The following is an 11,936-nucleotide window of genomic DNA, read 5'->3' on the forward strand; positions in this document are numbered from 1 at the left end:
GCAACGGCCTGCACGCGTGCAGGCCGTTGCTTCACATGCGCCGATGCGCGATCACAACCGCCGGTCTCTGGTCCCGGCTGGATGAAAGTTGGGGGTCACGTCACTGTCGAGCAATTTTCGTTTCGTCTGGACGAACGCGTTTTCGTTGGTACGGAACATCACCCCTTCGTCTACCACCATGCCGCATCGCCCTGTCGGGGCCAGAGCATCGATCACGTGCTGCAGGAACAATATCGTCGTCGCCGAGGTGCGATAGGCGAAGCCGGTCTGGACGTCCGCATTCTCCTGCCCACCGAATGGCGGATTGGTGACGATCACGTCGAACAAGGGCGGCGCGCTTTCCCACAGCCCTTCATACTGCGAATGGCCCGATAGCGTATTCCCGTGCCAGAGGTTCGGGGCGTCGATGCCGTGCAGCACCATGTTGGCGAGCGCGATCGGGAAGACGAGCGTCTCCTTCTCGCGCCCGTAGATGCGTCGGTCGCCCATCGCCGAGATTTCGGCGCCGGTGGCGGTCTCGCCCAGATTGCGGCGCATCTGCTTGAATGCCTCGATGAGGAATCCGGCCGTCCCGCAGCAGGGATCGTACACCGTCTCGCCCGGCTTTGGATCGATAGTCTGAACGACGGCGCGGATCACGTCGCGCGGCGTGAAGAACTGGCCGCCGTCATTGCCCTTCTCGCCCATCTTGAGCAGCAGGCCCTCATAGACCTGGCTCAGCGGGAAAAGGTCGTCATAATCCTCGCCGGCAAGGTCGAGCGCGTGAATGCGATCGAGCACGTCGGCTAGATTGCGGTCGGTATCGACCCGGGTTCGCTCGGTCGAGGCCACGATCTCGCCGATCACCTTCTGGCGCGCCGTTGCCCCCGGTGCGTCCCGCAGCGCGCGAAGGTGCGGCAGCAGCTCGGTATCGACGAACCCTTTGAGAGCTCCAAGCGCCCCGGCCGCCAGTTCACGGCGTTTGGGCCCGTCCGGAGCTGCCCAATCCTGCCAGCGGTACGGCGCGACCAGCGACGGCGTGAACTCCTGCCCGAAGGCCGCGCTCTCGTCCGCCTCGCGCGCTTCCCGGGAATCGAGCACCCGCAGGAACAGCAACCACGAAAGCTCCGGCACGTATTGGAGAGCCCCGGCAACGTTGGAACGACGCAGGATGTCGCAGGCACCCCAGACGGCGGCGTTCACATCGGCGCGCGCCATTGTCGGATCATCAAGGGCCATGTCAGATTTCTCCACGGAAGGCGGCGCTAAGGAGCGAGGTAGGGAGGGTGTCGAGGTCGGCAGATTGTGTCTCAATGGCCGCTCGCGCTTCGTCTGTGAAGGAGTGGGAAGTCCTTATCTGCTCCACCATCCCATCCTGCTCCTCGAGAGAAGCCAACCGGACATGGAGGCTCTTCAAGGTCGGCATGTAGATTGTCTTGTGCACGGCGCCCGACGAGAGGCCTCGTAGGTAGTCGCGTGCGCCGATCAGTGCATAGGCCAAGTACCAAGATCGCAGCGTCGGCCCTGGCACCCAGTTCACGAAATCCTGGCTCGTGGCCATTGGCCGGCCCATCACAGCGACGAATCCCACCGATGCTGTGCGCGACAATACAACCGTTGCCTTAGGAAGTAGGCGCGCGGAGGAGTTCGCCAAGCCTAGTTCGTTGGTGTTTTCGATGGTCCTTCCGATCGTGGTGCCGTCCACCGCTCTAATGTCCGGTAAGGCCAGCCAAGGCACGTCGCCACCCCACCATTCCGGCCGCTTGCGGCTTGGCGTATGGCCGCTTTCAAGACGTGCCACGCTGGACAGCGGCACCCAGCCCGCACCAGGCTGGTCATTCTTGTCGTCGGTAGCAATCGCTCGGCCGCCGAGGGCCTCTTCGGTCAGCGCGAATCTAAGGCGGCCGCAATCGTCAATCTGCCTCTTCAGGGCCCCCCGCGCGCGTGCGACATTCGTCATTGCCGCGTCTAGCAGGTCTGCAATACGGCGCTGCTCCCCAAGAAGCGGGACCGGAATTTTACCCCCAAGTACATCGCTCGGCTTGACTCGTTCTCTGCTTTTCGTTGCGGCGCTTGGCCCGGCTATGGATCGTACAAAGTCCGGCGAACGAAGCATCCAAGCGAGATAACGGCCATCGCAACGGGTCGTGTCGGGGTGCAGGGGCAGGAACTCCGTCGAACAGATGCGACGTGCCTCCTGTTCATCGTCGACGTGCCAGACCCTGGATATCCTTGGGTTCAGCTTCGAAAAAAGCACCGCTCCACGGGGGAAGCCTGTCTTGTTGCTCTTGATGGCTGAGCCGGGCTCGAGCACCGGTCCCCGGCCTTCGTCATAGGCAGGGATGCTGTAGTGCGCAAAAACTGTGCTTCGTGCTCTTTGTGGATCAAGCGTCTCACCGACGAGCGGAGCGACCTCTCGGACGGTCAAGAATCTGGTGGACGTCACGCCGCAAACAACCTTTCACGGGTTTGCCGCAGCACTTGCGACGGTTCCCCAACTTTTCTGAGTGCCGCAAGTCCGCCGACCCGCGCCACGGCAGGTGTCTGCAGGACCTCTCGTGTCTCTAGCTCCTCGGTGCCGCCCCGTGCGAACTGCTGCGTCAGCGCCAAGATTGCAGCGCGGCTGTCCGCTGGCATAGGGCCCAGCCAGGTCCCGTTGTCCAAGGCAAATCGCGCCGCCCGATCATCGCGAGTCCGCGGCGTAGCTTCATAGGCGGCGGAGGCGAGCACGTCATATTCATCATAGGCGGTGAGGCCGTCGACATGTTGGATGACGCGTGGCGCGAAGCCCTTGCCGAGCAGGCTGTCGATCAGGGTGCGCCGGCGCGGCGGCTCGATCCAGATCTGTCGGAAGGCGTCGGCGTCGGGCGCCTCCGCCCTAAGTTCCGCCGCCATCTTCTCCCTATATTCCGCTATAGGCATTCGAATATCCCGACCATCCTGCTGCATCAGCACGTAACGGCCGGCATCCTCGATCCGGACTGACAAGCCCTCGACCACGATCACCGTCGGCAGCGGCTCATGATCGTCGCCATCGTCACCGCCGGGAACAGTCGTCTTGGTCGGGTTGCCCACGGTGGGCGCGCGCGACTTGAATTCCTCGCCAAGCAATCGGGTGGCGTCGGTATAATCGTACGCGCGAAACATAAGCTTGCCGGTTGTCTCGTCGATGCGCGTGCCTCGGCCGAGCATCTGATAGAAGCTGATTGGCGACTTCATGTAACGGAAGAAGACAACGTTTCTCAAAGCAGGCACGTCAACGCCGGTGGTGAGCAGGTCCACGGTGCATGCGATGAAATGGCTGCGCGCCGCGCCCTTGAAGTCGGGGATCAGGCTCTGCCCGCCCGCCTCGGCCGTACATTTGAAGGCGAAGTTCGCCACCCGCTTCTGTCCATTGTCGGTGCACCATTTGGCATAAATGTTGTTTAGCGCCGTCGCTGTCTCGCCCGCGTGATCGTCTCGGTGGCAGAAAATAATCGTTTTCTGCTCCGGCCCGCCCGTGGCGAGAAGGTTATCGAACAGGTCTTGCGCCATTCGCCGGGTGCGCTCGGGGATGGTGATCTCGGATTCGAACTGGCTCGCGTCGTAATGCGGCTTGGCGGAATCCGCGCCGACCGCGTCGCCGCTGTGGCGGTAGGTCAGTGTCTTGTCGGCCAGCTCCCGGCGCCCGAGGCCGGTGACCGCCTCGTGCTGCGCCTGCTCCTCGATGAAAACGTCGCGGCGCACGATCTCGCAGGCGGCGAGATAGCCGTCCTCGATACCTTGGGCGATGTCGTAGCTGTAAACCGGCTCTCCGAAATAGGCGACGTTGTCGGCGATCCGGCGGCGGTCCTCCTCCACCTCATCATCGGATGCTTCGATGTCGAGCTTTCGGGGGGTGGCGGTAAGGCCGATATGGACAGCATCAGGATTGCGCTCCAACACCTGGAACCACTGGTTCCACGCCGACCGATGGCACTCGTCGATGACGATATGGCTGAAATAGTTCTCAGGGTAGAACTCGCGCAGGAAGCTGGCCGTGTCGGCGTCGCTATCCACCCCAAGCGTCTGATATGTGGCGACGTGCACTCGCGCATTGGCAGCATTGTTCCGGCCGCCACGGCGATACACCTCAGCGGCGTCCGATCCGAATTGCGAAGTCATCGCCAGCAGCCCCTGCTTTCTGAGCTCGTCGCGATCGCAGAGGAAAAGCGCGCGGGTAAGCTGTCCCGCCTCAGCAATGCGGTGGAGCAGGTTGGTCGCGATGAAAGTCTTGCCGGTGCCGGTAGCGAGCGTCAGCAGCGCGCGCTTCTCGCCCCTCGCCATTTTCTCGAACACCGCGCGGATTGCGGCATCCTGATAATAGCGCCGCTGCCCTTCACCGCCGCGATAGGGCGTGAGGAGCGGCTTCGCCTCGGGCGCGTCGAGCTTGAAGCCCTTGCCAGCTTCAAATCGCGCACGAAGCTCCTCGGGCGTGGGAAACTGTGTTAGGGGCTTCGGCTCCGACGTCACACCGGTGAAGTCGTCGTATTCGACGAAGAGATGGCCGTTGGAGGAAAAGACGAACGGCACATTGTGTCTATCGAGATAATCCTTTGCCTGCTGTAGCCCGTGTCCGGGCGTCTTGCTCTCCGCCTTGGCTTCAATCAGTGCCAGCGCCACGGGCTGCGTGCCAGGGTTCAGACGGTACCGGAGAAGATAGTCCACCCTGCCATCGCCGCGGCGCTTTGCCTTGCCTTCTATGGTGTCGATCTCGACGCGCGCCTTGGTCTTCTCGCGGCGAATATGATCCGCGGTCCACCCGCATTTCGCGAGTGCGGGGTCGATGAGGTTCGCACGTGTATCCGCTTCATTGTAAGGCATTGCGCAGCCCCTATGCCAACACCACGCCCCTGCTCAAGGTCCTCGCGAAAACGCCTGTGCACGCCATGTTTGAACCTTCGTCTAGGTTCTCGCAGCTAGCTCTTCCGGCAGCAAAAGGGGAGGACGGTGGGCGAGCCGCGCCGTCCGAAGGGCTTGGAACAGGTAAGTCTCTGAAAAGGGTGGTGGACGCACTAGGGCTCGAACCTAGGACCCGCTGATTAAGAGTCAGCTGCTCTACCAACTGAGCTATGCGTCCAGTGCCTGTCGGGCAGGAGGGGCCTCTACTGGGCCCTCGCCGCGATTGCAACCGCCTTTTGCAGTTGCAGCATGAAATCTTTCCCAGCGCCTCGACTGCGCTGGAATACCCAAGCGTTCTCAGGTGCTTGGAAGTCGCGGTGAGGGCCGCGCCGAGGCTGGCCTAGCGGCGGTTGAGGCGGTTGCGGCGGTCGATCGCCATCAGCGCGCCGAGGCAGATCATCACCGTCAGCATCGCCGAGCCGCCGTAGGAGACGAGCGGCAGCGGGATGCCGACCACGGGCGCCAGGCCCATCACCATCATCAGGTTGATCGCGATGTAGAAGAAGATGGTGAGCGTGAGGCCGGAGGCGGCGAGGCGGTCGAACCGGTCCTTGGCCTCCAGCGCGACGCTCCAGCCCCAGCGCAGCAGCAGGAAGAAGAGGATGATCAGCACGACACCGCCGATCAGCCCCCAGTCCTCCGCGATTGCGGAGAAGACGAAATCGGTATGCTGCTCCGGAAGATATTCGAGGTGGCTCTGGGTGCCGTTCAGATAGCCCTTGCCGAAGATGCCGCCCGATCCGATCGCGATCTTCGACTGGGAGAGGTGATAGCCGGCGCCCAGCGGATCCGCCTCCGGATTGAGGAAGATCAGCACCCGCTCGCGCTGGTGCGGCAGCAGCAGCGAGAAATAGACCGTCGGAAGCGCCGCGGCGACCGCCACCGCGCCGCCGATGAACAGGCGCAGCGGCAGGCCCGCCAGGAACATCAGCGCGATCGTGTTGAGGATGATCAGCATCGCGGTTCCGAGATCCGGCTGCAGCAGGATCAGCAGCAGCGGCGGGCCGAGGAACACCGCCACCGGCCAGATCGCGGACCAGCGCCTGATCTCGCGGGGCGGCACATGGCTGTAGAAGCGGGCGAGCACGAAGACGATGATCGGCTTCATCAGCTCGGACGGCTGCAGCCGGACGAAGCCGAGGTCCAGCCAGGACCGCGCGCCGCCGCCGATCGCGCCGAGCATCAGCGTGAGCACGAGGAGGATGAGACCGCCGCCATAAGCGACGAACGCAAGATCGTGGAAGCGGTCGGTGCGGACGCGCGAGATCACGATCGCCATGCCGAGGAAGGCGAAGAAGCGCACCGCGTGCGGCGCCGCCCAGGGCAGCAGCGATCCGCCGGCGGCCGAATAGAGGCCGAGGAACCCGGCCGCCGCGAGTGCGAACACGATCCACAGCATCCGCCACGGCAGCGTCGCCACCGGCGCGGGAACGAACGATCCGCCTCTCACCGTCCGGCCGCTCCCGCTGCGCCGCCGGCGGTGCCGGCGCGCGCCTTCTCCGCGGCCTTTTCGGCCAGCCACTTCTGGGCCCGGGCCTCCATGCGCTGGGCGAGCGTGCCGCCCCATTGCTCCTCGAACTTCGCGAGCGAGGCCATCGCCCGCTCCTTGTCGAACAGATAGGTGAGCACGTCCTTGGCGACCGGGGCTGCGGCGCGGGCGCCGCCCATGCCGTGCTCGATCACCACCGAGGCCGCATAGCGCGGGTTCGAGGTCGGCGCGAAGCAGACGAACAGGCCGTGGTCGCGATATTTCCAGTCGCCGCTCTGACCGCGCTGGGTGCCGACGATGCGGCGAACCTGGGCGGTGCCGGTCTTTCCGCCCATCTCGATGCCGGGCAGCTCGAGGCGGCTGCGCCCGGCCGTGCCGGCGCCGTTGACCACCTCCCACATGCCGCTGCGCACCGTCTCGAAATGCTCCTTGGTGAAGGGCAGAGGGGCAGGGGCGGGGTGCCTTTCGCGCAGCAGGCGCGGCTGGACGTTGAGCCCGGACGCGATCCGCGACGCCATCACCGCCAGCTGCAGCGGATTGACGATCACATAGCCCTGGCCGATCGACGTGTTCAGCGTGTCCGACTGCGACCAATCGTCGTCATACTTGCGCTTCTTCCACTCGGCGCTCGGCATCGTCCCGTAATTCTGCGAGACGACCGGGAGATCGAACTTCTGGCCGAAGCCGAGCGTCTTGCCCATCGCCGAGATGACGTCGATGCCGGCGCGGCGGCCCATCGCGTAGAAATAGGTGTTGCAGCTCCGCGCCAGCGCGGTGTGCATGGTCATCGAGCCGTGGCGGCCGAGGCAGCGGAAGAAGCGGCTGCCGAGCTGGAAGCCGCCGGGACAATGGATGCGGTCCTCGGGATCGATCCCGGCCTGGAGCAGGGCCATGGCGACCATGGGCTTGAAGGTGGAGCCCGGCGGGTAGAGGCCGTTCAGCGCCTTGTTGATCAGCGGGTGGCGCTCGTCCTGCGACAGCATCTTCCACTCGTTCTGGCTGATGCCGTCGGTGAAGCTGTTCGGGTCGTAGGCCGGCATCGAGGCGAGCGCGAGGATGTCGCCGGTCAGGCAATCGATGACCACCACCGAGCCGGATTCGTCGCCCAGCCGCCGTGCCGCGAAGGTCTGCAGGCCGCCGTCGATGGTGAGCGGCAGCGGCTGGCCGGAAACGTCCTGCAGGGTGGTCAGCTGGCGAACCAGCGCGCCGCGCGCAGTGACCTCGACGCGCTGCGCGCCGGGCTTGCCGCGCAGCCGCTGCTCCATGGTCTTTTCAAGACCTTCCTTGCCGATCTTGAATCCGGGCGTGATCAGCAGCGGGCTCTTGTTCTCGGCCTCATATTCCTTCTTGTTCGGCGTTCCGACGTAGCCGATCAGGTGTGCGACGGCCGCGCCGTCGGGATAGAAGCGCGAGAAGGCGCGGAGCGGCGCGACCCCCGACAGCTCCGGCAGGCGAACCATCACCGCCGAATATTTGTCGAACGCCAGATTCTCGGCGACCGGCACTGGCTGATAGCCGGCAGCCTGCTTGAGCTCGTGCCGGATCCGCTCGAGCTCGTCGGGCGGCAGCTGGAGAAGGCGGGCGAGCTCGCCGAGGACGCGATCGGGCTCCTTGAGCCGGTCGGGGATGATGTCGACCCGGAAGTCGGACCGGTTGATGGCGATCGGCTGTCCGTGCCGGTCGACGATCCATCCGCGCCGCGGCGGGATCAGCCGCATCTGGATCCGGTTCTCGTCCGAAAGCAGGTTGTAGCGCTCGTTCTCGGCGATCGAGATATAGCCCATCCGCGCGGCGAGGCCGGCGGCGAGCACGCCCTGCGCCGCGCCGAGCACCAGCGCGCGACGCGTGAAGGTGTAGGCCTGGCTGTTCTCGGTGATGACCGGGGCGCCGCGCCGCTTCATCGCGCCAGCCGCCAGCGATCGAGGCTGAGCACGAGCCGTGCGACCAGCGGATAGGCGAAGACCGACAGCGCCAGCTGCGGCAGCAGGATCTCGAACTGGACGGGCGCGCCGGCGAGCCGCGCGACGTACCAGCCCGCCGCGCTGTTGCCGGCGATGGCGAGGCAGGCGAACAGCCAGTCGAGCCAGTAATCCCGCCAGCCGACCCGGCTGTCGATCACGTCGAGGAGCAGGAAGGTGACCGTCCAGATCGCCATCGACTGGCCGAGCGGATGGCCCGAGACGAGATCGTTGAACAGGCCGAGCGGCAGCGCCACCGACGCCTGCCACATCTCCGGGCGCAGCAGACGCCAAGCGATCAGCACCAGAAAGGCGAAATCGGGGACGAGGGGCGCCTGGATGACGATCGGCAGGGCGTCGAGCAGGGCGGCCGCGAGCGTGCTGAGCACCGGCACCAGCTGGCGCCGGGCGCTCCACCACGCGACGTCGCGGTCCGAGCCTGCGATCCGGCTCATTGCGGCGTGCCTTGCAGGGCCGAGCTGGTCGCCTCAGAAAGCGGCTGGTCGGCGAGCGGCTGGAACGGCTTGAGCACCATCGCGAAATCGACGGTGCTCGGATCGGCAAGAGGCTTGGCGATGGTGTTGTCGCCCTCGGTCCTCAGCACGACCGCGACCGGGACGTTCGGCGGATAGACGCCGCCGACCCCGGAGGTGACGACCACGTCGCCGCGGCGGAACGGGTTCTTGCCCACCTCGAGCGTCTTGAGATCGATCGTGCCGTCGCCCCGGCCGGTGGCGATCGCCGGCGTGCCGTCGCGAACCAGGCGCACCGGCACGTTGCTGGCGGCGTCGCTGACGAGCAGGACGCGCGCGGCCCAGCGGCCCGTCTCGATGACGCTGCCGATCAGCCCTTCGGGAGCGCGGACCGGCTGGCCCGGGCGGATACCCGAGGACGAGCCGGCCGAGAGGGTGGCCAGCCGCCGGACCGAATCGAACGAGGAGCCGACGACGCGGGTGACCGCGACTTCCTCCTCTGCCGTCTGGGCGAGCTTCAGGATCGCCTTCAGCCGCTGGTTCTCGAGCTCCGTGGCCCGCGCCTCGATCATCTTGCGCTTGCTGGCGGCGAGCTGGCGCTTCAGATCGTCATTCTGGGCGGCGGCATTGAAGTAATTGCCGATGCCGTCCCCGATGCCGCCGAAGAAGCCGACGACGCTGCGCCCGGCCGAGGAGATCGGCCGGGTCGCGTCCAGCGCGGCACCCTGCAGGGCGGTGAAGCCGCGCGGGTCGACGATCGACAGAGTCAGCAGCAGCAGCGCGAACAGCACGCCCGCGACGGCGACGACGTAGCCGAGGAACAGTCCGTATTGCGCCTTCCGGGAGAAACCGGGGCGCCGGTTGGATGGCGGCGCCATGATCTATGGTCCCGTTCAGGCGGTCTGCAGGACGCCGCGGAAGATCTCTTCCTCGAGCGCGCGGCCGGTGCCGATCGCGACGCAGGTCAGCGGATCCTCGGCGACGGTGACCGGCAGGCCGGTCTCGTCGCGCAGCACCTCGTCCAGGCCCTGGAGCAGGGCGCCGCCGCCGGTGAGCACGATGCCCTGGTCGACGATGTCGGCGGCCAGTTCCGGCGCGGTGTTCTCGAGCGCGATGCGCACGCCTTCGACGATCGTCCCGACCGGCTCGGAGAGCGCCTCGGCAATCTGGCGCTGGTTGATCGTGATCTCCTTCGGCACGCCGTTGACCAGGTCGCGGCCCTTGATGTGGACGGTGAGACCGTCGCCATCGACCGGCGGCTTGGCGATGCCGACCTGCTTCTTGATCCGCTCGGCCGTGGCTTCGCCGATCAGCAGATTGTGGTTGCGGCGGACGTAGGAGGAGATCGCCTCGTCCATCTTGTCGCCACCGACGCGCACCGAGGTGGTGTAGGCGAGGCCGCGCAGCGAGAGCACGGCGACCTCGGTGGTGCCGCCGCCGATGTCGACGACCATCGATCCGATCGGCTCGGTGACCGGCATGTCGGCGCCGATCGCGGCGGCCATCGGCTCCTCGATCAGCCACACCTGGCTGGCGCCGGCGTTGGAGGCGGCGTCGCGGATCGCGCGGCGCTCGACCGAGGTCGAGCCCGACGGGACGCAGATCACGATCTCCGGCCAGCGCGGGAAGCGGCGCTTGCCGTGGACCTTCTGGATGAAGTGCTTGATCATCTGCTCGGCGACGTCGATGTCGGCGATGACGCCGTCGCGCAGCGGGCGGATGGCCTCGATCTGATCGGGCGTCTTGCCCATCATCATCTTGGCGTCGTCACCGACCGCCTTGACGCGCTTGACGCCGTTCAGCGTCTCGATCGCGACGACCGACGGCTCGTTGAGAACGACGCCGCGACCGCGGACGTAGACGACCGTGTTCGCGGTGCCGAGGTCGATCGCCATGTCATGGGACGGGAACTTGAAGAAACGCGTGAGGGACATGGTGGCTGGTCTCGCTTCCTGACGTCCGCGGGGCCGATTTTCCCAGTCCCGCCCGAATGTTGCTTCTATGAGATGCTCCCGTCGCCAGCGCCACAGGACATGTGAAAGCCGCTCGCGGGATGAGCCCGCTTAAGCTAGAGCGGTAACCATGTCTATACGCAGACTTCCTGAGCATCTGGTCAATCGAATCGCGGCTGGCGAGGTCGTCGAACGGCCCGCCAGCGCGCTCAAGGAGCTTATAGAGAATGCGATCGACGCCGGCGCGTCCCGCGTCGCAATTTCGCTCGGAAACGGCGGGATCGGCCGCATCGAGGTGATCGACGACGGTTGCGGCATGGCGCCGGAGGAGATGGCGCTCGCCCTGGAGCGCCACGCCACCTCCAAACTGCCTGGCGACGACATCGACCAGGTCGAGACGCTCGGCTTTCGCGGCGAGGCGCTGCCGTCGATCGCCAGCGTCGCCCGGCTTCGGATCGAGAGCCGGGTGCGCGGCAAGGACGGCTGGTCGCGCACGGTGGACAATGGGGCGGTGGTCGCCGAAGGGCCAGCGGCGCTTCCGCCGGGCACGCGGATCCTGGTGGAGGATCTGTTCGCGCGGGTTCCGGCGCGTCGCAAGTTCATGCGGTCGGACCGATCGGAATATGCGGCGTGCGTCGATGTGGTGAAACGCCTCGCCATGGCGCGGCCGGACATCGGCTTCACCCTGGAGCATGACGGCCGCCGCACGCTGTCGGTCCAGCCCGGCGAGGACCGCCCGGCGCGGGTCGCGGCGCTCACCGATCGCGCGCTCGCCGAGAACAGCGTCGCGATCGACTTCGAGCGGGGGCGGGCGCGGCTCGGCGGCGTTGCCGGCCTGCCGACGTTCAATCGGGGCATCGCCGACCATCAGTTCCTGTTCGTCAACGGCCGGCCGGTGAAGGACCGGCTGCTGATCGGCGCGGTGCGCGGCGCCTATCAGGACATGCTCGCCCGCGATCGTCACCCGGTGGTCGCCTTGTTCATCGATCTCCCGGGCGAGGAGGTGGACGTCAACGTCCATCCGGCGAAGACCGAGGTGCGCTTCCGCGATCCGGCGCTGATCCGCGGGCTGATCATCGGCGGCTTGCGCCATGCCCTCGACGCGGCGGGCCACCGCAGCGCGCAGCGGCCGCAGGAGGTCGCCTGGCAGGCCGCGCCCGCCGCC

9 protein-coding genes and 1 tRNA gene are annotated in these 11,936 nt (G+C 66.2%); 1 reads left to right on the top strand and 9 read right to left on the bottom strand.

What is annotated here, in order from left to right:
• Positions 1-51: 51 nt before the first annotated feature.
• The 9 genes from E2493_RS19300 to E2493_RS19340 all read right to left on the bottom strand — a co-directional run bounded on the left by E2493_RS19300 (position 52) and on the right by E2493_RS19340 (position 10,753).
• Positions 52-1,293, bottom strand: coding sequence for a class I SAM-dependent DNA methyltransferase (locus E2493_RS19300; protein ID WP_135090156.1), 1,242 nt, complete (start codon positions 1,291-1,293; stop codon positions 52-54).
• Positions 1,220-2,407 (bottom strand): restriction endonuclease subunit S, encoded by a 1,188-nt coding sequence (locus E2493_RS19305; RefSeq protein ID WP_135090158.1) that lies wholly within the window; start codon positions 2,405-2,407, stop codon positions 1,220-1,222. The genes E2493_RS19300 and E2493_RS19305 overlap by 74 nt, the downstream gene beginning before the upstream one ends.
• Before the next feature lie 14 nt (positions 2,408-2,421).
• Positions 2,422-4,821: a DEAD/DEAH box helicase family protein gene (locus E2493_RS19310; RefSeq protein WP_135090160.1), complete on the bottom strand. Its 2,400-nt coding sequence runs from the start codon at positions 4,819-4,821 to the stop codon at positions 2,422-2,424.
• Between the two features lie 180 nt (positions 4,822-5,001).
• Positions 5,002-5,077: transfer RNA gene (locus tag E2493_RS19315), tRNA-Lys, on the bottom strand.
• A 162-nt stretch (positions 5,078-5,239) separates the two neighbouring features.
• Entirely contained in the window at positions 5,240-6,298 is a 1,059-nt protein-coding gene (rodA, locus tag E2493_RS19320) for a rod shape-determining protein RodA (RefSeq protein WP_135090172.1), read from the bottom strand.
• Positions 6,299-6,345: 47 nt separating this feature from the next.
• Positions 6,346-8,289 carry a penicillin-binding protein 2 gene (gene mrdA, locus E2493_RS19325; RefSeq protein WP_135090162.1) on the bottom strand — a complete coding sequence of 648 codons (1,944 nt, stop codon included), beginning with the start codon at positions 8,287-8,289 and terminating at the stop codon, positions 6,346-6,348.
• Positions 8,286-8,801 carry a rod shape-determining protein MreD gene (gene mreD / locus E2493_RS19330; RefSeq protein ID WP_135090164.1) on the bottom strand — a complete coding sequence of 172 codons (516 nt, stop codon included), beginning with the start codon at positions 8,799-8,801 and terminating at the stop codon, positions 8,286-8,288. The genes mrdA and mreD overlap by 4 nt, the downstream gene beginning before the upstream one ends.
• Positions 8,798-9,697, bottom strand: coding sequence for a rod shape-determining protein MreC (mreC, locus tag E2493_RS19335; RefSeq protein WP_135090166.1), 900 nt, complete (start codon positions 9,695-9,697; stop codon positions 8,798-8,800). The genes mreD and mreC overlap by 4 nt, the downstream gene beginning before the upstream one ends.
• Positions 9,698-9,712: 15 nt before the next feature.
• Positions 9,713-10,753, bottom strand: coding sequence for a rod shape-determining protein (locus tag E2493_RS19340; protein ID WP_135090168.1), 1,041 nt, complete (start codon positions 10,751-10,753; stop codon positions 9,713-9,715).
• Positions 10,754-10,901: 148 nt separating this feature from the next.
• Between E2493_RS19340 and mutL the strand changes: the two genes are divergently transcribed.
• Positions 10,902-11,936: DNA mismatch repair endonuclease MutL (gene mutL / locus E2493_RS19345; RefSeq protein WP_135090170.1), on the top strand; the 1,035-nt coding region annotated here is incomplete at its 3' end.

Source organism: Sphingomonas parva (ex Maeng et al. 2020) (genome assembly GCF_004564275.1).
In the GTDB taxonomy this organism is placed as follows: Bacteria; Pseudomonadota; Alphaproteobacteria; order Sphingomonadales; family Sphingomonadaceae; genus Allosphingosinicella; species Allosphingosinicella parva.

Excerpts from the sequence above, each read along its gene's own strand:
- mreD (WP_135090164.1), bottom strand. The coding sequence starts at position 8,801 with ATGAGCCGGATCGCAGGCTCGGACCGCGACGTCGCGTGGTGGAGCGCC.
- rodA (WP_135090172.1), bottom strand. The coding sequence starts at position 6,298 with ATGCTGTGGATCGTGTTCGCACTCGCGGCGGCCGGGTTCCTCGGCCTC.
- mrdA (WP_135090162.1), bottom strand. The coding sequence starts at position 8,289 with ATGAAGCGGCGCGGCGCCCCGGTCATCACCGAGAACAGCCAGGCCTAC.
- E2493_RS19340 (WP_135090168.1), bottom strand. The coding sequence starts at position 10,753 with ATGTCCCTCACGCGTTTCTTCAAGTTCCCGTCCCATGACATGGCGATC.
- E2493_RS19310 (WP_135090160.1), bottom strand. The coding sequence starts at position 4,821 with ATGCCTTACAATGAAGCGGATACACGTGCGAACCTCATCGACCCCGCA.
- mreC (WP_135090166.1), bottom strand. The coding sequence starts at position 9,697 with ATGGCGCCGCCATCCAACCGGCGCCCCGGTTTCTCCCGGAAGGCGCAA.